Source organism: Mucilaginibacter sp. OK098 (genome assembly GCF_900142915.1).
Classification (GTDB): Bacteria; Bacteroidota; Bacteroidia; order Sphingobacteriales; family Sphingobacteriaceae; genus Mucilaginibacter.
Genome location: NZ_FRCM01000001.1, coordinates 13,257 through 38,244, shown reverse-complemented (window position 1 = coordinate 38,244; position 24,988 = coordinate 13,257). Strand labels below are relative to the sequence as shown.

9 protein-coding genes are annotated in these 24,988 nt (G+C 40.7%); 2 read left to right on the top strand and 7 right to left on the bottom strand.

Annotation, left to right across the window (positions count from 1 at the left end):
• Positions 1-3: 3 nt before the first annotated feature.
• A complete protein-coding gene (locus tag BUE31_RS00055; protein WP_159440610.1) occupies positions 4-1,578 on the bottom strand; it encodes a cyclic peptide export ABC transporter in 1,575 nt (524 codons plus the stop codon).
• A 286-nt stretch (positions 1,579-1,864) separates the two neighbouring features.
• Here BUE31_RS00055 and BUE31_RS00050 point away from each other — a divergent pair, with 286 nt between their 5' ends.
• Positions 1,865-2,056 (top strand): hypothetical protein, encoded by a 192-nt coding sequence (locus BUE31_RS00050; protein ID WP_073399082.1) that lies wholly within the window; start codon positions 1,865-1,867, stop codon positions 2,054-2,056.
• 153 nt (positions 2,057-2,209) lie between these two features.
• On the top strand, positions 2,210-2,788 hold the full coding sequence (locus tag BUE31_RS00045; protein WP_073399080.1) for a YcjF family protein: 579 nt from the start codon (positions 2,210-2,212) through the stop codon (positions 2,786-2,788).
• Positions 2,789-2,900: 112 nt separating this feature from the next.
• On the opposite strand, the gene BUE31_RS00040 is transcribed toward BUE31_RS00045, so the two are convergent.
• The 6 genes from BUE31_RS00040 to BUE31_RS00015 all read right to left on the bottom strand — a co-directional run bounded on the left by BUE31_RS00040 (position 2,901) and on the right by BUE31_RS00015 (position 24,988).
• Entirely contained in the window at positions 2,901-3,656 is a 756-nt protein-coding gene (locus BUE31_RS00040; RefSeq protein WP_073399078.1) for a thioesterase II family protein, read from the bottom strand.
• Complete coding sequence (locus tag BUE31_RS00035; RefSeq protein WP_073399076.1) at positions 3,657-4,442, bottom strand: helix-turn-helix domain-containing protein; 786 nt, start codon at positions 4,440-4,442, stop codon at positions 3,657-3,659.
• A gap of 16 nt (positions 4,443-4,458) precedes the next feature.
• The gene (locus BUE31_RS00030; protein WP_073399073.1) at positions 4,459-6,069 is read right to left on the bottom strand and encodes an MBL fold metallo-hydrolase; all 1,611 of its coding nucleotides are present in this window, start codon (positions 6,067-6,069) and stop codon (positions 4,459-4,461) included.
• A gap of 91 nt (positions 6,070-6,160) precedes the next feature.
• Positions 6,161-7,435 carry a serine hydrolase domain-containing protein gene (locus BUE31_RS00025; protein ID WP_073399071.1) on the bottom strand — a complete coding sequence of 425 codons (1,275 nt, stop codon included), beginning with the start codon at positions 7,433-7,435 and terminating at the stop codon, positions 6,161-6,163.
• 135 nt (positions 7,436-7,570) lie between these two features.
• Positions 7,571-12,964 carry a non-ribosomal peptide synthetase gene (locus tag BUE31_RS00020; RefSeq protein ID WP_073399070.1) on the bottom strand — a complete coding sequence of 1,798 codons (5,394 nt, stop codon included), beginning with the start codon at positions 12,962-12,964 and terminating at the stop codon, positions 7,571-7,573.
• Positions 12,965-12,979: 15 nt separating this feature from the next.
• Complete coding sequence (locus BUE31_RS00015) at positions 12,980-24,988, bottom strand: non-ribosomal peptide synthetase (protein ID WP_073399068.1); 12,009 nt, start codon at positions 24,986-24,988, stop codon at positions 12,980-12,982.

The window sequence follows — 24,988 nt, the reverse complement described above, 5'->3', positions numbered from 1 at the left end:
AAATTAATGGTCTGACTTATATTCCCTGAACGTACCATAATCCATTTTGTAGATCTTATCCGCCTTATTGAAATAATGATCATCATGGGTTATGGCTATTATAGTTTTACCTAATTTTTGAAAATCGTAAATTAATTCGTTATAAAAATACTTTCTGAACTCAGGGTCCTGATCGGCAGCCCATTCATCAAAAACAAGAACATTCTTGTTTTCTAAAATTACTGAAATCATAGCCAATCTTTTCCGCTGACCGGTTGAAAGGTTTGTATTGGTAAAAGCACCATCTTTAAATCCTGTTTTTTCAGACAGCTGCATTTGCTTCAGCAATTTAAGCACTTTTGAGTTTTCGAGGTTTTTTATTCCGTACATTTCTGAAAAAAGGAAAAAGTCGGAAAAAATAACACTAAACAATTCCCTGTACTCCTGAATATTTTCATGGATTACATCTACCTCATCAACAAGTATTTCACCGGCATCTGGCATGTACAAGCCCGTTAACAGCTTAACAAGTGTTGACTTACCGCTACCATTACCACCAATAATGAAAATAATTTCACCTCTTTTTACCTCAAAATTGATTGGGCCGATGCTAAACTGGTCTTTCCCGCTTTTATCACGATAACCAAAGTGCAGATCGTTAAATTTAAGTTTTTCAAAATTCTCAAATATGCCGCCCAGCTCGGGGTCTTCAAGAACGCCAAAAGTATTTTCTTTTAAGCGTTTTTCAAGATTTGTAAGATTGTTTACAGCAACCGTTGCTTTATTGAGTACTTCAAAAGTTCCTACAGCATCACCAAGGGGCATGATAATAAACAGGATAGTAGCCGTTATTTTTGCAACATCGGTTAATACCGCCTGGTCTAAAACGGGGATAACAAAAACCATAGTACCCAACAAAATGTAGAAAAAGGCCTGTGCAAAAACAAAATAGAACGACATTTTTGACGAAGTAATAATTTTCTTATCCTTCAGCTTCTTTGCTATAACCTGGATCCGACCCAAAAAAAGATCAAATTTCTTTTGCTGATGGATTTTAATTTCCTTAAAACCACCGGTTACCTCATTAATTTTCTCAAAATAAACAGTTTCTAAGGTCACCGCTTCGCCTATTTCCTTTTGTATTTTGTTACTGCTAAAAAAATAATTAGAAATGGCTAAACCCAGCATAATAATAGTAATTACAAATGCTGTTATATTTATAAAGCCCAGGTAAATAATAGCAAAAAACACCAATACACCCGCTTGAACTCCATTGGCGATAGAAGTAGCCGAATTACTGATCTCATTGGTATCTTTTGTAAGGCGGGTATAAATTTCAGCCCGGCCCAGGGTTTCAAATTCAAGCAGTTCGGTATTCATCAAATACTTTACAATACGTTCCCTTACTCTGAACACTATTGTTTCAACCAGAACAGCGGTTAGTTTTAATGCCCTGTTTTTTGTTATTATAAAAATTAAAAAGATGAGAATGAAAATTAAAATAAATTTATAGTTAAAGTCTCCATGAACAATTTTGGACGTTGAATAATTTATTACAGCCAGCAACAAAGCATTTGATAACCCGGATATAAGGGTCATTGCCAGAATGTTTTTATACGAATTATCCCGGGATTCCTTTTTAATAAAATCAATTAGAAGACTTACATTCATGTGTTTTTAACAGGTATGGATTTCTGTGATAAATCAGTTTCTATGTTTAGGAAATACAGGATGCAAGATATAAAAACTACATCATAAACACACCTACTATTTTACACTTTATGGCTAAATTTTTTTCGGGATTTCTTAATAATTAAGTAAATTATACTTTTAAATTTTTAGCATAATATTGAAAATAAGATTATTTTTATAAAAAAATTTAGTTATGATACTTGAATTTGTAATTCCGTATTTAATACTTGCAGCCATTACCGGGCTTTTTGGGATTCGTACCAGGATAGGTTTTTGGGGTGTTTTTTTTCTCAGTATTCTTTTTTCCCCAATACTTACACTTCTTTTCCTGTTCCTGCTTAAGGATAAGCCAAAGAAGAACCCTTTTGAAGCTAAATTCGACTAGCTAAACCACTGTATCACAATATTTCAATCCCACTCTTTTCATTGCCTGTTAAACCATACATATTGGTATAATACTATTAATTACATTCGTTTTCGCTTGGTTAAGGTTTGCTACGGATTTATATTTGTTTGAACCAAAAAAACAATCACGAATATGAATTTAACAACCCTTAAAACAGAATTGGAGCATGGCGACAGTCTGCAGCAAATAGCATCAGAAGCAGTAGTAAGAAACTACATGATGTGGACAGGCGCAGCCGGCATTATCCCCTTACCTATTATTGATACTGCCGCTATTAGCGCAATTCAGCTGGCAATGTTGAATAAGATAGGCGATATCTACAAACAAGAATTTTCAGCAAACTGGGGCAAATCAGTTATCGGCGCCCTTGTTGGTGGCTATGCTTCAACATCACTTGGACTTGGCATTGGAATGAACATCGTTCGCGCTATCCCATTTGTTGGCGGCATTGCAAGCCTGATTGTGCTTCCGGGTTTTGCAGCAGCTACTACTTATGCTTTAGGCCAGGTGTTTATTCTTCACTTTGAATCAGGCGGTACCATCCTTGATTTTGATCCGGTTGCTGTAAAAGATCATTACATAGCGCTGGTTAAAAAAGGCCATACTGTAGTATCCGAAGTAGCAAAAAACTCTGATTCAAAAGAAGTTAAAGAGGTTGCCAAAGAAATAAAGGAAGCTAAAGATCTGGGCACCACAAAATCAAAAGAATAAGGCACGGTTGCTATTAACTGACCAATTATAAATGAATGGTTGCTTTTTTAAAAAAGGCAGCCATTTTTTATTTGGTAAAACAACAAGCAGGAACCACTTATCACATAAAGGATCATGCCTGGCGTTCATATATGCCGGAAAATACTTTTGCGGTTGAACCTGTAAGCAGGTTAATAATTAATCCTGAAAAGGCTGCAGAGAACTGACTCATAAAAAAATGATGCCCTTCCATTTGGTAAAACTCAATTTGAGCCGTGGTTTCAAACTGCCAGCCATCTATATCCTTTTGCAGTATATTATCCTGTTTGCCATTAATAACAGCCAGCGGAATGGTCAATTTATTTGCATAAACCGATGTGTAATTTTCATATAAAACAAGGTCGTTTCGCAAAATGGGCAATATATAATCCATTAATTCATCGTCGTTCACAATTTCTTTTTGCAGGCTCCCTATGCTTTCAAAATAAGCGATCAATTCCCGGGAAGGCAAAGATGAAAGCATCCTTTTTGGGGTTAGCTGCGGACCGCCGTGTCCCGAAAATATTGCCATTTCAGGCTTTAATAGATCCTCGTCCCTATTTAAAGCATGGACAAGGGCAAGGCCAATAACTGAGCCAATGCTATGGCCGTAAACAACCACTTTACCCGGATCAACCTCATTAATTATCGCCCTGTATTGAGACAGCAGGTCATCAATTAAAACATCCATTTGGTTTATCAATGTAGTTTTTGACCTTTTACCCCTTCCGGGATATTCCAAAGTTTCCAAATGGATGTTCCCCGGCAGCAGCGTCTTTAAAAAATTAAAACTATAACTATTACCCCCGGCAAAGGGAAGCGCCAATAGTAGGATCTTTTTGTTATTCATTTAATCATCAAAAATAAAATCCTCAAACCTTAAAGTTAAAATCAGCCTGATTGTAGCGTTTACAAACTCATCGTAGTTTTTAAACAATTGCTTATGGATCTGTATATTTTCACTTTCGTTTAACTGAAAAGTCAGCCGGTTTAATTCCTTGTTCCGCAGCCTGGTTAGTATAATTAAAAATGATCCGTCAATAATTCTTGAACTCTCAATTATTTCAAGCTTCACATTAATTAAATATTTAATAATAATATCAGTTAATGATACCGATACGAAATTACTGAAAAGGAACTTGCTAAGATCAATATCTGAATTATCCGCTTTTACCTGCTGCTCATTATAGATATAAAAACCGCCTGCTTTATTGCACAATAATGCAATGTGATTTTTATTATACAATATTTCGGCAAGCAGCAATACCAGCCTGTTAAGATTTGTGTTTGTTAAAAACACCCTTGCTTCAAGCCGTTTTATAGCAAATATGCTTTCATCGTCAATATTTTCATTTAAAAAGGCTTTTAGCTTTTGAATTTTTTTAAGAGGGAAGCCAAGCTGCCTCAATTCAAAAACTATATTTAGCCATATAAAGTCGACAAACGAAAATTTATGCCAGTCGCGGCTGTTCTTTCTCCCTGTTAGCATCAGGCCATTTGACTCCCAATTATTAATTGTACGATAGGAAATACAAAGGTCATTAACCGTAAGTGCGGGTTTAAAAATATCATCGCAAATACCAAATGCGTTGAATATATTTTCAATATTGTTTTTTAAGAATACTTCTCCAAACATATATTCATATTTAAAATCAAACTAAAACCGGTTTCGTTTTGTAGAGTATCTCTTTTTCCCCGAAAAGCCTTTCGGCTCTTATCCCCCTGCTTTTACAGGTATTCAATAATTCATTAGAGGCAATAATGGGATTTGATTCATCGGTATATTCATAAGCCATAATATATTTTAGCCAGGGCTCCATGCCCATCGCATAAACATATACTTCGCTAAAATTAAACCTGTTCATAATATCAACGCCCCGCTGGTAATTGGAACCCGCCAAACGCCTGGAGTGGTCTTTATCGCGCGGAAGATCTTCTGAAAGCAGCGGCCCATAAAGCCAGGTCATTGGAGCACCATCGCATTCCATGCCTAAAAACAGCACGTCAATGTCACCTGTTATTTCATGTATCAGCCTGTACATGTTAGGTTCGATGTTACATGAATCAGCTGCAAAAAGTATTTTCTTATTATTTATTTCAACCAGGTGGGCCAATTTGGTACGCACATCAAGGTCGCAATGCTCGCCAAGGAATGGGATCCCGGTAATGTTAAGCCCCTTCATTTTAAGGGTCTGCATTTCCTTTAATTCAATAACATTTGTAAACCCTATATTTTCAAGGATAAGGCTAAGGCTTGGATCCTGCAATGAACCTCCTCCCCCGCCGGGGATTACAATATGCCTTATCCGGTGCCTGAGTTTCAACAACGATTCGAGCAGTACATGATCCTGGTGGTTATGGGTGATCAGCACATAATCAATCACATCTGGCAAATCATTATAAGTATACCTCGACACCTCGGCATCATAGCCATAGCTTATCACCGGGTCGGCCAGGATGGATAAGTCTGCCGTTTCCAGCAACAGGCAGGCATGGCCAAAATATCTTAACCTTGCACCTTCGCCTGTATATTTTTCATATGGCTCAGGCTCTTCTTCAGTAAAAAACGACCGAAACAGTTCTTGCTGCTCAGGCACAATATCTAACATACCGCAGATATCTTCAAAAGACCTTGGGATCCTGTTCATCATAAAAAACTCATCCAGCGCTTTATCCCTGAAAGGCAGGTTGATGCTTATTTTATCAGCATCATTAAGCACCGGCGTACTCAGCACAAACGGGCGATGGTCACTATCAATTAATGACAATGAAAGTGATTGAAAGGCTTCATTGTAATATTTGCTATGATAAAGCAGCGGCTCGATAAACCTGAAACCAGGAGCATTTGAAAGATCATAAAAAAGTTCCACATAGCCACGGAGAATATCCGGAACCTTTTCATACAATGATTCAATAGAATAGCCTTTTGCTTCCTGTTTCAGCATCCGGGTAAGTTCCTTTATTGCCTTAGAAAGTGCTACCATATACCCCTGTTCTTCAAGGGTTGATCCGAGCAGCGCTTTTACTTCATCAAGGCGTTTTCCGCCATAATCCATAAACGGGCCGCCTGTCATTTTAGGGTCTTTACATGCGGCAGCATGGATCATTGGCGCCTGTATGTATGATTGCATTATTTTAACATGCCGCCCTTCAATATTCATTGCAGCAGTAGCAGGGGCAATTAAATAAGCCCACGCATACCAGCCCTGGAACAAGGGTTGTGCAATCACGTTCGACCGGAGATATAATTCCTGGGATTTCATTTTATATATTTTTTAACAGATCAGCAGGAAAAGCTATCCTTTTCTCCTGCTGATGCTGTGTAATGAGCATTTAATTAATTTACGCCGTTATTTATGGAATACCTCCGTAATTTGGCGGAACGCCAAGCAGGGTATTCATAATTTGCCAGCACATAAACAGCGGTGCGTCTGAGTTTATATTTGAGGTGATAAAAATTGAAATTTCATGCCCATCAACCATTGCCCCAACCGATGAATAGCCCGGGGTAAGGCCGCCATGCGTAAATATTTTCAACGGTTTTGTTGTGCCCGGCAGTGCTGGCCTGTGCACAATTACCATAGCAAAGCCATAACCAGTTGGCGGGCAGCCAGGTTTTGTTGGATAATATCCTTCAAGAACCCCTTTATCAGAATAAGAGGTGAACATTTGCTCTCTATATTTTGCAGGAAAAAGCGTGTTATTATTCAGCGCCACGGTCCATTTAATAAAATCAGCTCCTGTCATATAAATAGCGCCTGATGAAAAGGCGATATCGCTCATGTTTGTCCACGAGCCGTGCTGGTAGTGTGAAGCGATCGGGAGCCCGGTAACAGGGTCATAAGTATTGGTTATAGGTTGGTAACCCTCATTCAGATTTTTAACGATATCGCCGCCATTGGGATCCCCGCTCAATTTTAAAAACCCGCTGTCGTCCATCTTCAAAGGCTTAAATATTTTGTCATCCAAAATCTTTGCATAGGCAGATCCGTACAGAATCTCCAAAATTTCCCCAAGAATATAGTAATTACCATCAGAGTAACTAAAAGCAGTACCAGGAGTAGTCTGAAGCGGATATCCGCATTGATCCATGATAAACTCCTCATGCGACCTGAAGTTTTTACGGGCCACAGTGGTGATAAAATTGGGGAAATTATCATAAGATGGGATCGCCGACCTCATTGAAAGCAACTGGTGAATAGTTACAAAGCCAAAACCAGAAGATGCTGACTTTGTATAAGGCAGGTATTTATATAAAGGACTATCCAGCGCTATTTTTCCTTCTGATTCGGCAATAAGAACAAGGGCTGCGCAAAACTGCTTGCTCATTGAGCCTATTTCAAACCGGGTGGAGGTGTCATTTTTTACATTTAACTCCATGTTTGCCAGGCCGTAGGCCTTGTTATAAGTTGTTTTGTTTTTTTCGGCAAGCGTTACTACACCGCTAAAGTTACCTTGTTTAACATAGTGCTCAATTATTGAATCAATTATTTTATAAGTTGTGCGTACAGGTACTTTTGCTTTTTTGGGGGTCTGTGCCTGCAAAAATCCCGGCATCAGCATCATACACATTGAGGCTATCAGCAACAGCCTTTTAAATGATAATGGTTTGTCTGGTTTAATTTTCATGATTTTTTATGGTTTAGGATTAGTTAAAATTTATTTTACTTAAATAATCAAATATGATGTTTAAGCTTATTATGGATAGCCTTTTCGTGGTTTGATGTTCATGATTGCTTTAATTTTTATGTAAATACTAACTTGTTAATTGCCTATAAGGTGTTTAATACTGTTTGTCAGGCCTTTTACATCCGGCGACTTTAGCATCGAAAAATGATCACCATCCGTAGTAATAACATTAACCCGGTCTGAAAGCTTTTCCCATCCGCCTGTGTAACAGGCCTGCCGCGCACCCCCTGTGCTGTTTTCTGAAACCGATGCTCTGAAAAGATGAACAGCGGTTTTAAGCTTTAGCCCTTTTGGTTCATATATCGCTCCCAGGGTGCCTTTAAGAATTTTTACAAGGTTTCTGATCTTACCATGGCTTTTACTTTCTTCGATGATATTTGCTTTTTCAAGTAATGACTTTAAATGATCCAGTCTTTCATCTTCCGAAAGTTGTTCAAAAAAATCCCGGCTTATTGCTGGTGATATCCCGTTCAAAGCTGCAAATTCAAGCAGCCACCGGGCATCGTCCCAGTCTTCCCCAATAACCTGTTGATCAGTCAACGGGGCCAAACAATCCAAAATCCCGAGAAAGCTCACCTCTTCGCCGGCTGATTCAAGCTGGAAAGCCATTTCATAAGCCACCAATCCACCAAAAGAATGCCCACCCAGGTAATAAGGCCCCGACATTTGTAATTTTTTTATTTCCCGGAGGTTTTGTCGTGCAATGGCGTCTACCGTATTTAACCCTATATCCTCCGGCAGTTCGTTAAGCGATAGTGCATAAAACGGCCTTTGCCCTTCAAAGCCTCTGCCGAGTTCACTTAACTGAAGTGCACTCCCACCCGCACCCGGCACAAAAAACAATGGTGACTGTGTATTGCCTTCACTAAATTTAACCAGTATTGTACCGTTACCATTACTTGCTTTTCCGTTTAAAAAAGCAGCCTGGGAAGCAATGTCAGGATTGCCAAACAGGTCAACCAGGGTCATTTCACAACTGTAAGCTGTATTAATGCGATTTATCAATTGAACGGCTAATAAGGAATGTCCCCCAATATCAAAAAAGTTGTCATAAATACCCACCGGGCTAACATTTAGTAATGATTGCCAGATCAGCATTAGCTCCTGTTCATCCTTATTACCCGGGGCAACATAATTTGAAGCGCCCCTCACCATTATATTGGCAGCATTTTTTGTAAGCAAGGCCCTGTCTGTCTTCCCGTTAGGCGTAAGCGGTAATGATTCCTTTAATTCGAAAAATGAAGGCACCATATACTCGGGCAGGCTCCTGGCCAAAAAGTCCTTAAGAACAGGTACTAATTTTTGCAGGAATTTCCCCCTCAACGGGTGATTGGTATAAGCGCTTAATGGCTGACTATTTTTATTCTTTTGCCCTGATGAATAAAAAGGAGGAATGCCATCATTACCAGGAATAAAATAAACGTCAAAGGTTTCTTTATTTGAGGTGGAACAGCAAACTTCAATTTTGTATGGAATATCCGACCGCAGCTCATAAAAATCTTCCGGGTATAAACTATGCGTTTCCGCGGTATCCAACAGGTCGAAAAACGAGGTTTCAGGTTTGTTCTTTCCAACCGAGTGTAAAATCTCAAGCGCTTTTAACTCCCTGTGAACGCGGCTGTTTTTAACGCCTTCAAGTATTAATGGCGTTCCGGCAAGCATGGGTAATAGTTGGTAAGGGGCCGGCTTCTCAATGTTCCAATCAATTTTTTCTGTAATTATTGCTTTAATGTTTCCTTCTTTTTCAAGGACCACATCATACCTGAACTTATTCAGCTCATTGTTATAGCGTCCCTTTTTCCATAAAGTTTTTACGCCGCTTATACCGGGGACATGAGCGGGCAATACATCAAAAAACTGCGGATTCACCAACAGCTCTTCTTCCTGCTGTACGTTCAGCGTAATCTTTTGCAGCATCTGCACAGCGTCAGCGTCTTTACTACTTTTAAACAATTCAACAGATGTGCGGAATGCCTCAATAAGTTGTTCGTTCCGTACATCACCTATAAAGAAATGACCACCGGGCTTTAACAGGTCCAGCCCATTTTTTAACACCTGCAATAAATACTCCTGATCCGGAAAATACTGAACAACCGAATTCAGAATTATCATGTCAAACCTCCGTTCGGTAACGGATTTTATAGCTATTGCATCACATTGCTGCAATTCAACATTATTAAAATCATTTTGCTTTAATACAGGCTTAAGCTGATCAATTGCATTGGCAGAAAAGTCGGTGCCAAGATAATATTCACAATTGGGAGCTATCTGAAATAATAGCAGACCAGAACCACAGCCAATTTCGAGTACATTTTGGGGTTTGTAAGCTTTAATGCATTCAACCGTATCGTCTACCCATTGCCGCATTTCATCTTCTGGAATAGGCAATCCTGTATAACTGCTGTTCCATCCTGAAATATTAAATGTAGCATCGGCAGGTTTGGGTATATTATCGCTGTAAGAGTCGTCGAAAATCTCGCGCCAATGGTTTACCTGCTCTTCCAGTAATCCGCCATTGCTGTTTTTATTTATTTCACTTTCCCAGCTGTCTTTAGCGCATACATAGGTAAAAAGTCTTTTCTCTCCATTGCTATCTTCATTTATTACCACAGCTGCATCTTTTATCAATGGATGTGAACGGAGCACTGCTTCTATTTCACCGGGTTCTATGCGGAAGCCTCTTATTTTTACCTGCTCGTCTATTCTGCCTAAAAACTCAATCTCTCCATTTGGAAGAAATCTTGCCCTGTCGCCCGAACGATATAATCGCACAGGCAATCCATTATTAATGTTAAGCAGCTTAAATTTATCATTATTTAGTTCAGGCCTGTTATGATAACCAATTGCTAATCCCCGGCCGCCTATATATAATTCCCCGGGGATCCCGACAGGGCTAATATTGCCATTGTCATCCAGGATGTAAACTAAAATATTACCAATTGGCCGCCCTATAGTAATCTGCTCATTATTTGGATTGCAAATTGCGATAGAAGTACAAACTGTAGATTCAGTTGGGCCATAAGCATTAAAGAAATCTCTTCCAACCGCCCATTTTTTCATCAGCTCAATGCTGCAGGCCTCACCGGCCACTATTAAACCAGTTAGTTGCGGCAGTGGTTCATAAGGCAACATAGCCAAAAAACTGGGGATGAGTGTAACATGTGTAATACCTTCGTCTGTCAGCAGCATATTAAACTGTGGCATTGGCACCAGGTTGTCTTTACCCGTCATTACCAGGCATGCACCACATGCCAGCGCCATAAAATACTCGCTTATAGAAGCATCGAAACCAGGCGAGGCAAATTGTAAAACCCGGCTCCGGGCTGTTACCTTGAAAACACTGATCTGCTGCTCCACCATGTTCAACAACCCGCTATGAGGCAGTATTACCCCTTTAGGCAAACCGGTTGATCCTGATGTATAGATCATATAAGCAGCGGCATCCGGGCTGATCTTAATGTCCGGTTTTATAGAGCTGCAAGCGTCAATACCTATAGCTTCTGTATCTGAGGTAATAACCTGGAGTTCCTTACTTAAACCGATCCCGGCAAACCTGGAATGTGTGATGACTATATTAATTCCCGAATCTTTAATAATAAAGTTCAGACGTTCCTCAGGGTAGTCGGGATCAAGCGGCACATAGCATCCGCCAACTTTAAGAACAGCCAGTAGCCCGGTGATCTGAACTACAGACCTACCAGCCATTACCCCCACTTTTTCATTTATGGCAAACCCTTTTTGTATTAAAAAATTAGCAAGCCTGTTAGCGCGCTCATCCAGTTGCCGATAGCTTATGTTTTCACCTTCACAGCGTAAAGCTGTTGCATTAGGGGTTAATGCTGCACATCTTTCAAAAATATTTAATATGGTTTCACCGGTAATATCATCAGTAACAAAACCGCTGAATTCATTTAGAATCAGCTGCTTTTCGTAAGCATCTAAAATGCTGATATCTGCTATCCTTCTTTGCGGAAATTGTATAACCCCGGTTAATAAACTGTGATACTGATTGATAAAACGAAGGATAGTGCCCTTGTCGAAAATATCAGAATTATATTCTACAGCTCCTGCAATTCCGTTAGCCGATTCTCCTGCAAAAAAAGTAATATCATACTTGGATGTGCCACTATGGGTATTCAGATCACTGATTTCCAGTCCCGGTAAATCAAGGCTTTCATTTCCGGTGTTTTGTAATGCAAAAGCTACCTGGAACAATGGGCTATGACTTAGCGCTCTTTCCGGTTTTATTTCTTCTACCAATTTTTCAAAAGGAAGATCCTGGTGATCAAATGCATCCAGGGAAAGCTGTCGTACTTCGCTTAGTAATTCAACAAACGTAAGCCCGGGGGCTATCTTTATCCTGAATACAAGTGAGTTTACAAAAAAGCCAATCAGGTTTTCAATTTCTTTCCGGTTGCGGTTGGCTATAACACTGCCAATAACAATATCATCCTGGCCCGACCAACGGGATAATAAAACAGCATAAACACTAATGAGCGCCATAAAAGGCGTTACATTATATTGCCGGCACAAGTCCTTTACACTATTAGCTGTTTCGGCCCCGAATGAATATTTTTCCAGGGCTCCGTTAAAAGATTGCACAGCAGGACGCGGCCTGTCGGTTTGCAAGGAGATTAGTGTAGGAATACCATCAAGCTGGTTTTTCCAAAAAGTCAGTAGCCTGTTGAGTGTTGCCCCCGAGAGCCATTTTTTTTGCCATAAGGCAAAATCAGCAAACTGAATTGGGAGCGCAGGCATTTCCGGCCTGCTGTTATTAACATAGGCCGAATAGATAGCTGCTAGCTCTTTGATAAAAACATCAATCGACCAACCATCGGATATAATATGATGAAGCGTAAGCAGGAAGGCCCATTTTTCTTTACTAAGCCTGATCAGTTTGTAGCGGATCAGCGGATCGGATGCAATATCAAATGGCTTACGAGCCTCATCATCCATTATTTTCTTCAACGCTGCTTCCTGCGATTCGTTTTCAAGCTGTTGAATGTCTGTAAGCTCTTCCCCAAGGATAAGCTGAGGCAGGATGTGCTGAAAAACGTCGTCCCCTACCTTGATAAACGAGGTGCGGAGCACTTCGTGCCGTTTTATAATGAGGTTAAGACTTTCTACAAATAACTTTTCGTTCAACGTGCCTTTAAGCAGTAATGCGGCAGGCATGTTATACGTAATACCATCTTTGCCCTCCAGTTGATTAAGATACCACAAACGGCGTTGTGAAAATGAAAGCGGAAGATTGGTATTTGATCGTTGGCCAGCCGACAAAACATGCACAGGCTTATTAGAAGCTGCCTTGATAATCTCAAGGATCTGGTCTTTGGCTTTGCTTATTTCCGTGCGAATTTCAACAGGCAACGTTCCCTTCGGGGCTGATAGTTTTAACAAACCTTCTTCCTCCCAAAGCTTTATGCCTCGTTTTTCTAAATCAACAATTAAATCTGCTGCCTTATTCATTATCTATTAATGTTTTTAAAATTCAAACACTTCATTGTCATCGTCTGATACTGTTTGCGCTTGCTCAGCCTCGCTGATAAATTGTTGCATGGCTATGGCAAAACTTTCAATATCCGGATGATCAAACAGCATTTTTAGCGGAACCTCCAATTCAAACCCGGTCCTCACCCTTGATATGCATTGTGTTGCCAAAAGTGAGTGCCCTCCGAGCATAAAAAAGTTATCTTTAATACTTATTTGCGGTATGCCAAGCACTTCGGCCCATATTTCATGAATTTTTTCCTGCAGTTGATTAACCGGGGCTACATAATTTTCATCCGCTATTAAAACCTGTCCTTTATAATTGTTTTTCAGCGCTTTGCGGTCAGTTTTTCCATTTGGGGTAAGCGGAAACTTATCAAGCGCGATAAATGCCGACGGGATCATATACACAGGCAACCGGGTCAGCAAAACTTCCCTTATTGCTGCCGCAGAAATACTTTCGCCATTTTCCGCTATTATAAATGCTAACAGGCAATCATTATCCAGATGATCCTTTCCCGCCGTTACTACAGCATCGTTAATCCCTGCTATTTCTTTAATTACCGATTCCACTTCCCCCGTTTCGATCCTGAAACCGCGTATTTTAACTTGCTGGTCTATGCGGCCTAAAAAGGATATTTTTCCGTCGCTTGCCCATTTAGCAAGGTCGCCGGTTCTGTAAATACGGCTTTCCTGCTGTTTTGAAAATGGGTCTGGAATAAATTTTTCTTCCGTTAATTCGGGCAATCCTAAATAGCCTTTTGCTACACCATCACCACCTATATACAATTCGCCTGCTACACCTGCCGGTACAGGCTTGCGGGCCTCGTCAAGTATATAGAAAGCCGTATTGGCGATTGGTCCGCCAATTAAAGCGTAACCATTGGATGAAAGATGTTGCTGCGGATCAATATTCAACACGGCCGACCAAATGGTAGTTTCGGTTGGCCCGTACATATTCCACAATGACTTATTACATCTCACCAGTTCAGCAGCCAGTTCATTAGGCAAAGCCTCGCCCCCGCATAATACTTTTAAAATGCCCGAACCGTTCCAGCCGTTATTCAGGAGCATTTGCCAGGTTGCGGGGGTAGCCTGCATTATGGTAGGTTTAACCTGGTTCATACAGCCCGTTAGCTTTTCCGGATCGGCAGAAACCTCTTCAGAAAGTAATGCCACCGTTGCACCACTTGTTAAAGGGAGAAATATTTCGAGCCCGGCAATATCAAAAGATATGGTTGTTACCGCAAGCAGTATATCTTGCGAACTAATACCGGGCTGTATCTTCATTGATGCCAGGAAATTCCCCAATGCGCCATGGCTTATCTGTACCCCTTTTGGTTTACCAGTTGAGCCCGAAGTATAAATAATATAGGCTAGGTCGTTGGGTTTGATGGTGATGTTCGGTTCATCAGCTTTTTCTTTTGTAAGGACAGGCTTAATTTCTTCTATCACCAGCATTTGTACTTTTTCTCCCTGCCACATATTTTTGTATTTCTCTTCAGTAAGCAGCATGGCAGCTCCTGAATTGTCAAGCATATAATGCAATCTGTCCACAGGGAATTTGGGATCTAAAGGCAAGTAAGCCGCGCCTGTTTTAAGTATGGCAAGCAGGCTGATTATCATTTCCGGAGAACGGTCTAAACACAAGGCGGCAAGGCCACCGGGCTTTAGTCCGCAATTCAATAACAAGTTAGCCAGTTGATTAGCGCGAAGGTTTATTTCGCCATAACTATAGTTTTCCCCTTCAAAAAGTAACGCTGTAGCTTCCGGGTGGACGAGAACCTGTTTGTTAAACTCTTCCAAAACAAGTTTTACATGGCTTACAACCGGAGCTTGTGCGTTAAAAGTATTTAAAACAAACGCTGTTTCCTCTTCACCTATAAGCGATATTTCTCCTAAAGTTTGATCGGCATCTGCAGAAAAACCATTTAAGATATTTAACAGATGACGCAGTACCCTGTTAATAGTTTCTTTTTCAAACTTTGAAGAATCATAGCTGATCCGGAAACTAAGGCCCTCTCCCGGAACTACCATTAACGTAACCGGATAGTGTGTTTGTTCAGAAAACTTTGCCGAACTGATAGTTAATCCTTTAATCCCATCATCAACCGATTTATCAACAGGATAATTTTCAAATATGATTAGCGATTCAAATAACTGCTGGTTACCGTCCATTCCTGAATATTCACGTATTTTGGTAAGCGAGGTATAAGAATAATTATCCCGTTCCAGCTGTTTTAACTGAATATTCTGTAACCATTCGTCTAACTTGCTGTCATTATTTACACTGATCCGTACCGGTACCGAGTTGATGAACAAGCCAACCATTTTTTCAACCCCTTCCAGTTCAGGTGGCCTGCCCGAAACAACAGCACCAAATACCACATCATCAGTACCTGCATATTTGCTTAATAACAATGACCATGCAGCGTGAATAAGAATATTTAAGGTAACGCCTGTATTTTGTGCAAACTGTTTCAGGCGATTTTCCAATTCAGCCCCCAGTTCTGTCGCACAATCCTGCATTTTACCGGCTCGACCCGAAGACTGATGCTGATCAATACCTAATGGAGTTGGATGATGAAATCCTGTTAAATAATTAGCCCACCATTCTTTTGCTGCTCCCTCATCCTGTTTGCCAAGCCATTTTATAAAATTAGCATAAGGCGTTACCGGAACAACCTGCAGGTCTCTATCAGCAATTAGGGCTTCATAATTGTCAAATACCTCCCTGATGATAATTGGCAGGCACCAGCCGTCCATCAGGATATGGTGATGTGTCCAACAAAAAAACCATTGGTCATCATGTATATTAGCTAATGTTAACCGCATAAGCGGCGCCTTTGAAAACGAAAATGACTGATTGAGATCATCTTCAAGAAATTGCTCGATAGCTACTTTGCCTTCAGCATCGTTTTCACAATTCCATGTGTCTTCATTCCATGTAAGTTTGGTTTCGCTTAAAACAACCTGAACGGGAGTATCAATCCCTTCCCAAAAAAATGCCGTACGCAAAATATCATACTTATCAATTACAAGTTGCCAGGCCTTTTTAAATAATGCCGGGTTCAGCTTGCCCTTCAATATAACACTTAGCTGCTCCCTGTAAGAAACAGACGAAGGGTTTAGCAGGGACTGGAAAAGCAAACCTGGCTGTAAGGGCGATAGTTTATAAATATCGGCAACCTGTACTAACGGATAGCCGGCATCCTTTATTTGGGCAGCAAGCGTGTTCATGCCCGATTTGCCCAGGTTTGACAATGGGAAATCTGCCGGGGAAAAGCCACCGGTCCCGGGTTGAAGGCAATGATCTATAAGTATGTTTAGATTTGAAATAAAATAACCTGCCAGTTTGCTTATGGTACTTTCCCGATGTTTGTTTTTATCGTAACCTATGCCTATTTTAAGTTGCCCGTTAAGTACAATTAAGTTTACTCCCAGTAAATGGGTGCGGTGGTTTCCGGGGCTTTGCTCAAAACCACAATCAGCGTCAGAGAACTTCCAATTATTGTTCCCGGTAATTACGGAATCGCCCTGGCCAAGATAGTTGAAAACAATTTCGGGGGCATGCAGCATCCCGAAATCCCCCTTATCATCCGATAAATATTTTAACAACCCATAACCAATTCCTTTACCTGGAATTTCCCTGTATTGTTCCTTAATTACCTGCAGGGTTTCTCCCGGCTCGCAATTTTCAGGAAGACTAAAAACAGCAGGATAGGCAGCCGTAAACCAACCTACAGTTCGCGAAATATCGATTTCTTCAAACAAATCTTCCCTTCCATGGCCTTCAAGTTCAATAATTGCCGTCCTGTTTCCGCTCCATTGATTAAGAGATAAAATAAATGCAGCAAGCAAAACTTCCTGTACTTGTGTGCGGTAGGCAGCAGGTACCTTTTTAAGCAGCGCATCTGTTTTATCCCCGTTCAAATAAACCGTAGTTATACCTGGAGACATTACGGAGGAAACATTTATTGGCTGCTGGTGATCTAAAGGAATCAATGACACCGGCATTTTGCTTATTTTTTTCCAGTAAGCAATTTCACTTGCCGAAAGCCCCGTTTTGGAATAGGCAGACAATGCATTTATCCATTTTTTGAAAGAATGTGATTTCTCAGGTAATTTTGCTGATGCCTGTTCATGGGTTAAATGGAGAAAATCTTCCAGTAAAATGCGCCACGAAACCCCGTCAATTACTAAATGGTGAGCTACGAGCAGTAGTCTTGAAGGAATATCATCACCCATTCTGAAAAATACAGCCTTAAATACTACCCCATCATAAATGTTTAATCCGGATTGAATGCTGTTTGCTGTCTCTAGAAATTTGGTCTCTTTTTCTTCAATGGGGACAAGATCCAGGTTGTAAAAGTTAAAAATATCATCCTTAATTTCAGGCATCATTTCCTGTGTCCATTCGCCATTTATTTCCTGTTTGCAAAAGCGCATCCGTAAGGCATCATGGTGCAAAACCAATTTTGTAATTGCCTGCCTGATAATTTCCGGTTGCTGCTGCTCATTCGTCTCCAATAAAACAGCCTGGTTAAAATGATGAGGATGAATAAAATCCTGCTCAAAAAACCATGACTGAATTGGCGACAAAGGCATATTACCAACTACAAGGCCCTGTTCAGCTGTGGTTTTTGTTTTTATACGTGCAACTGTCGCAAGCTGGGCTATGGTTTGGTTTTCAAAAAGGTCGCGCGGGGTAAATTCCAAACCGGCAGACCGTGCCCTCGAAACTATTTGGATACTCAGGATGGAATCGCCTCCAAGTTTAAAAAAGTTATGATGGATGCCAACATTTTCAATACCCAATACATTCTGCCATATAAGGGCAAGTATTTTCTCCTTTTCGGTATGTGGTGCTGTGTATTCGTTTAAAACCCTTTTGCTGGCTTTTGTATATTCTTTTAATGCCTGCTGATCAATTTTTCCGTTAATTGTTAACGGGATCTCATCTAAAACAATAATTGAATTAGGTAACAGGTAAGCAGGCAGCTTATCCTGCAAAAATGCTTCAAGCCCCGGCAAATCTTCATTTACAGAAGGGGGCAGTAAGCCAAATTTATTATTGGCGAAAAGCTTTTGGTAAAATGGATTTTCTTTATAAACCTGTTTATAATGCCATGAATTGTAGGAGAAATTTATTTCAATACCATTCATTCTTACCAGTGTCCCTTCGAGTAAAAAATCAGGATTAAGCCCGTTTTCGCACAGCGTACGGGTACAAATTCCTGTAATATAATCTCCTGCTTCAACCTCTGCACCGGGGCAAAAAATCGGAAGAAATACAGGAAGCCAGCAATATTCATGTTCAAGAATATCAATTATTACACCTGTTGTAGTGTGCAGGTTAAGCCAAACCAGTATCCCGTCCATTCTCCCTTTTTTGAGTATTTCAAAACGGAAAGTATGGCTTGTTTCGGGATCAATAGGTTTTGTGTAATCCAGGTCTTCAAAAATATCCTTTGAAGACAACAAGTGATCATTAGGGAATTTCTTTATACACAAGCGAAGATCGAAAGGATATCCTACCTGGTCGAATATTTCTTTGGTGTAATGCCCAGGCACTTTATTAAAACCCGGGTTCTCATTAATAACGTCAGGAAGCGATACGGCGGCCATCATGGTATTACTGCGCTCGGGGATCATTTTTCCACCTTCTTTTAACAACCTCCTGCTGTTATTAATAATAACTGCCGAGCCTTCAGAACCTCCTATTGCGCCAACAATTTCAGAAACACAAACATCTGCAAGCTCAGGTAAAATCACCTTTGATGCATCGCCGTGTATAATGGTTATCCTGTCTGCATAACCTGCACGTTCTACAGCTTCTTTTGCAAGCTTTGCCGTATTTTCGTTCAGTTCAATTGCATAAATCTTAGCGGCGCCGGCCTCTGCGCAAAACCGGGAGAGTATGGCGTCTTTACCTGTACCTATTTCAACCACTATTTTACCGGGAACTTCTGCAATAATTGCTTTTTTGTAGGCATCGTTCCGTCGTTCGTCATGTGTCATGGCGTAGTAAAGGAATTCATCATAAACATAAAATTCGGCTACTGACGGCCAAAGCTCCATCGGCCCGGCAGACCATTCGTGCTGCGGGCTATTATCAGGTTGCAATACATCTTTCAGCGTTACAAAAGCGTTAAGTCTTTGATGCCCGCTTTCGTCATTTTGCACCTGAATAACCGACTGCGAAACCGAAGGATGTTGTTTGAGCACTGTTTCAATTTCTTCGGGCTCTATCCTGAACCCTCTCAACTTCAGCTGCCTGTCTATACGCCCGAGAAAACAAATATTGCCATCCGGTAAAAATTTTGCCAGGTCGCCGGTCCTGTACATTTGGGAACCCTGCTTTTTGGAGAACGGATCAGTAATAAAGCGCGCGGCGGTAAGTTCAGGAAGGTTTACGTATCCGGCAGCCACGCCCACACCGCCTATAAACAGTTCACCCGGGATCCCGGGCGGTAGCGGGACAAAATCTTCATCAAGTATATAAGCTACCGTATTGCCAATTGGCCGTCCTATATGCAGCGGGCCTTCACCGGGAGTGTAAGGTGTTAATGTTGAACAAACCGTGTATTCTGTAGGGCCGTAAGCGTTAATAAAATACCTGTTCTTACCCCATGTTTCAGCCGTCTTCCGGGGGCATGCTTCCCCGGCTACTACCAGCGTGCTTAATACAGGTAATTCTGTATAAGGAAGCACTTCAAGAATGGAAGGGGGCAAAGTAACATGGGTAATAGCCGCAGCTTCTAACAGCGAAATAAGATCCGGGCCCGGTAACATTTTAGCTTTTGGCGCCATTACCAGCGTTGAACCAGCGCAAAGCGACACAAACATTTCTGAAATAGACGCATCGAAACTAAGCGACGCAAATTGCAGGGTTCTGCTTTGTTTATTTACCCTGAAAGCTTTGATTTGCTCTAACGAGAGGTTTAACAAACCCCTGTGCCTTATCATAACCCCTTTCGGGTTGCCTGTTGAACCTGATGTATATATTATGTAAGCCAGGGCCCCGGGTTTAATGTGTGTAAGCAAATTTGTTGTTATACCAACTGGTTGAGCAAACACTTCCGCCTCTTTAGTGTCTATAAATGGAAGATCAAATTCTTGTATGATATTGCCTTCCCCTATGAGCAAAGCCGCACCTGAATCCTTAAGCATATAACTGATCCTTTCACGCGGGTATTCAGGATCTACAGGTATATAAACTCCACCGGCCTTCATTACCCCAAGAATCGCCGATAAGGTACGGATTGAACGGGTTGCAATAACCCCAACCCTGTCTCCGCTAACTAAATTCATAGCTAAAAGCCTGCGGGCAAAATTCTCCGATTCTATTTCTAACTCACCATAGGTAAGTAATAAGCCATCGTACTCAAAAGCAATCTTATCCGGGTTTTCATTAGCAACTCCTTTAACAACAGCTAATACGGTTTTATCTTCAGGTAATGACATATCTGTGTTGTTCCACTCAAATACTATTTTCCTGAACTCATCTTTACTGATTAACGATAACTGCCTTAAGTTTTGTTTAGGGTTCTCAACTATGCCTTCCAAAAGCACCTGAAAATGCCGAACCATCTGCGCTATAGTTGAATGATGAAACAAATCGGTATTATATTCCATTCCGCCAACTAAACCATCGGCAGTTTCTTCCATCGAAAGCGACAGGTCATATTTGGCAATTGACCTTTTGACCTCCATCGGTGATATTTTTAGTCCGGAGATCTCAAGGGCCGGCATAGGCATATTCTGCATATCAAATGCAACCTGGAAAACAGGGCTGTGGCTCAGGTCTCTTTCAGGCTGAATTTCGTCTATAAGTTGATCAAAGGGCACGTCCTGGTGGGCGTAAGCTTCAAATGCAAGCTGTCTTACCTGGTCAATTAAAGAAAGAAAGGTGTCTGTATTTTCAAGGTCTACCCGGTAAACTACCACATTAATAAAGAAACCTATCAATGCTTCTGTTTCCAGCCTGTTACGGTTTGCAATTGATGACCCTATTAATATTTTACGTTGCCTGCTATACCTTGATAATAATATTGAATAAGCTGAAAGAAGCGTCATAAACAAGGTTGCCCCTGATTTTTTACTTAAGCTTTTTAGTTTATCAGATAATTGCGGCGAAAGGCTAAACCTGTAGGTATCCCCATTTTCAGTACGTACAGATGGCCTTGGCTTATCGGTTGGAAGGTCGAGTATAAATGGTGCGCCTGATAACTTGTTTTTCCAGTAGGCTAACTGCTCACCAAACACACCTTTATTTTTAAGCGATCTTTGCCAGTAAGCAAAATCCGAGTACTGAACAGTAAGAGCAGCAAGTGGAGACGGCTTGTCTAAAATAAATGCTTCATACAGTGAAACAAGTTCCCTGATAAATATGCCCGATGACCATCCATCAGAAACAATGTGATGCATCGTTACAGATAAAACATAGCTGTCGTCTGCTATGGTAAATAAGATTGCCCGTATTAATGCGTCGCGTTCAAGGTCAAATGGCTTTATTGCTTCATCAGCTATCAGTTTTTCTAAAACCTCAGGCCCATTAGTTTCAGATGCAACTATGGAGATATTAAACGGTTGAAGCTCTTTTACCAATTGGTATGCTTTTCCATCAACATCATGAAAGTTAGTCCTCAAAATATCATGCCTGCTGATAATTTCAGTAAATACATTTTGAAGAATATTTATATCAAGTTTGCCTTCAATTTTTATAGCTTCCGGGATATTGTAGGTAGCCGATGCGCCTTCCAGCCTGTCTAAAAACCAAAGTCTTTGCTGTGCAAAAGACAATTGTGCCCCTTCTTCCCTGGTGACATGAATAACCGGCTGCATACCTTCACCTGAACCTTTGAGCTTTAGTTTTGCTATCAAAACTACCAAATGTTCAATGGTCTGGTTTTCCATTATATCCTTAACCCCCAGGTCAACTTTAAAAATACTACGGATACGGGAAGTGATCTGAGTTGCATTAAGCGAATGCCCGCCTGCCTCAAAAAAATTGTCGAATATTCCAGGCTTTTCTATTTTAAGTATTTCTTCCCATATGGCAGTAATTATTTCTTCAATTGGGTTAGTGGGTGCATGATAGGTGGTTTTTAATTGCGGCCCCGCATCAAAATTATTTAATAAGGCTTTTTTATTGGTTTTTCCATTTGGGGTAAGCGGAAAGCTGTCAATTACCCGGTACTGCACCGGCAACATATAAGCAGGGAGCTGTTTTGCCAACGTTTCTTTTAAGCTTTCCAGCTCAAAAACATCCGGTGCCGTCACCTCAATGAACGCAACAAGACTGTATTCGCCTGAATGGTTTTTTACGGGTATTACAGCAGCATGAATTACCCCAGGATATTTGACTAACTGATTTTCAATTTCCCCGGGTTCAATACGGTAGCCCCTTATTTTTACCTGGTCGTCTTCCCGTCCGAAATACTGAATATTACCATCTTCCAGCCAGCACCCGGTGTCTCCTGTTTGGTAAATTATTTCTCCGTTTGCAAACGGAGAATTTATAAACTTCAGAACGGTTTGTTCGGGTTGCCCCAAATATCCTTTGGCCAAACAGGCGCCTCCGATATATATACCTCCTTTTATGCCTATGGGTACCGGCATCAATGCTTTATCAAGAATATAAATGGACGTATTAGCAACAGGTTTACCCGCATTTATATTGCCTGCAGAAATAGCAGTGGCCGTACAACCTATTGTTGCTTCGGTTGGGCCGTATTCATTGTAAATAGTTATTCCCGGCCATTTATCGTTTATTATTTTTACATGCTCTTCCTTCAATGCTTCACCGCCAGTTATCAATGTAAGCAGCTTATCATTTCCTTCCGGAATGTCTTTTAATAATGTAATGTGCGAAGGCGTAAGTTTAACGGAGTCCAGCGTTCCCTGCGGGCCAAAAATTTCCTCCATAATTATACCCACTTCCTTATCCCCGTATACACTAATTGTTTTCCCCTTTGATAACGGAATAAAAATACTTGAAAGCGTGAGGTCAAAAGCCGGAGAAGTGAACAATGGAAAATCACCACCATGCGGATTATTAGTAAAATAATAATCGTTAGCCCATATAATATAATTAAGCAGGCTTAAATGGCTTATTTCAACCCCTTTTGGTTTCCCAGTTGAGCCTGACGTATAAATCACGTAAGCAGTGTCATCCGGTTGCGGGCCATCGTTTACCCTGTTACCTGCAACAGTATTGTGTGCAAAGTCGGGATGAATAATTGTCAGCTGTTCATTGCTATTTTTCGGAAACAGATCAGCGTTGGCAGAAATCAATACCTTAACGTCTGCTTCGCTTATTAATGAATGGATCCGGTTGTGAGGCAACGAAACATCAATTGGCAAAAAAGCTGCACCAGCTTTCATAATAGCCAATATTGAAACAATTAAGTTCGTGTTTCTTTCCTGCAATATGGCAACCTTATCCCCTCTTTTTACACCATAAAAAAGCAAAGTATTTTTTATTGCGTCGGCGCGGTTGTTTAACTCGGCGTAAGAAATTGACCCGGTTTCCGAATAAACAGCTACATTATGGGGCGATTTAATGACATTTTCGTTTATCAGATCTAGTATTGTTTGTCCTGATGGTAAAGGGGCGGATGTATCATTGAATTTTACAAGTACATTTTCCCTTTCGGCGGAGCTCAATAAAGAAACCTTTGCCGGAGATTCCGAAGGGTTATCGAGAATGAAGTTTACAGCTATTTCGAGTTGACAGAATAACCTTTCTATTTCTTTTAGCCCGAAACAGTCTTTAAAATAATTCAACTGAAATTTCAAAAGGCCATCGCGGGGAATTATCATCAATGTGAGCGGATAATTGGTTTCCTCAAATGATTTTACATTTTTAATTTCCAGCCCATACAAACCCTGTTGATTAGTAGCATCGAAGGGATAATTTTCAAAAACAAGCAAGCTTCTGAATAGTGGCATATCCCCTGATATTCCCGAAGATTTTTTAATATCTACAAGTGGGGTATATGTAAATTCATTTCTCTCATTACTTTCCACCTGTAAATCTTTGAGCCATCTAATTATGTCAATACCGGAGCTGATGTTGACCCTTACAGGCAACGAGTTAATAAATAACCCGACTATCGACTCAACATTTTGCAATTCAGGTGGCCTGCCGGAAACTGTTGCCCCAAAAACAACTTCATTTTCTCCGCTATATTTACTAAGTAATATTGACCATACTCCCTGGATCAGAACATTTGTTGTGATACCGATTTGCTTCGTCCACTCAAAAAGTTTATTTGAAAGCTGAGGTGAAAAATTGTATGCATATTCGGCATAGCCGTGGCCGCCATGATTTTTATCGGTTAAAACCGCATCACCTATGCCCAACAGTGTTGGTGTATCAAAACCTGCCAACCCGCTGTCCCAAAAATCTTTTGCCTTTTTCATATCCTGCTTACCAAGCCACGAGATATAATTTTTAAATGGCGGCTTAGTCGGGAAATGCACAGGTTTCCCATTTACAATAGCCTGGTACCTTGTAAATAATTCACTAAGTATGATCCCTGTACACCATCCATCCATCAGCATGTGATGATGGCTCCAAATAAATTTCCATAAATTGTTTGCTGTATTAACCAACACGCAGCGCATCAGGGGCGCCTGTTCATGATTAAAGCCCTTCCTGCGGTCATCACGAAGCAATTGCTCAAACTTTGTATTTACCTGCTCTCCTTCAAACCCACCCCAATCCAATATTTCCCACGGCAGTTCGGCAGTTTTATGCACCACTTGTACTGGTTTATCAAGCCCGTCCCAATGAAAAGAAGTACGAAATACCGGGTACTGATTAACAGTTTCCTGCCAGGCCTGTTTAAATGCCGGTAAATTAAGGCTGCCTTCCAAATCGCAGCTTACCTGCTCAAAATAAGCCTCAGAGTCAGGATGGGCTAATAGGTGAAACAACATCCCTTCCTGCATGGGCGAAAGCGCATAAATATCTTCTATGGTATTTTTATTCAT

Bases quoted from the DNA above. Each gene is read 5' to 3' on its own strand.
- BUE31_RS00055 (WP_159440610.1), bottom strand. From the start codon at position 1,578: ATGACCCTTATATCCGGGTTATCAAATGCTTTGTTGCTGGCTGTAATA.
- BUE31_RS00050 (WP_073399082.1), top strand. From the start codon at position 1,865: ATGATACTTGAATTTGTAATTCCGTATTTAATACTTGCAGCCATTACC.
- BUE31_RS00045 (WP_073399080.1), top strand. From the start codon at position 2,210: ATGAATTTAACAACCCTTAAAACAGAATTGGAGCATGGCGACAGTCTG.
- BUE31_RS00040 (WP_073399078.1), bottom strand. From the start codon at position 3,656: ATGAATAACAAAAAGATCCTACTATTGGCGCTTCCCTTTGCCGGGGGT.
- BUE31_RS00035 (WP_073399076.1), bottom strand. From the start codon at position 4,442: ATGTTTGGAGAAGTATTCTTAAAAAACAATATTGAAAATATATTCAAC.
- BUE31_RS00030 (WP_073399073.1), bottom strand. From the start codon at position 6,069: ATGAAATCCCAGGAATTATATCTCCGGTCGAACGTGATTGCACAACCC.
- BUE31_RS00025 (WP_073399071.1), bottom strand. From the start codon at position 7,435: ATGAAAATTAAACCAGACAAACCATTATCATTTAAAAGGCTGTTGCTG.
- BUE31_RS00020 (WP_073399070.1), bottom strand. From the start codon at position 12,964: ATGAATAAGGCAGCAGATTTAATTGTTGATTTAGAAAAACGAGGCATA.
- BUE31_RS00015 (WP_073399068.1), bottom strand. From the start codon at position 24,988: ATGAATAAAAATACCATAGAAGATATTTATGCGCTTTCGCCCATGCAG.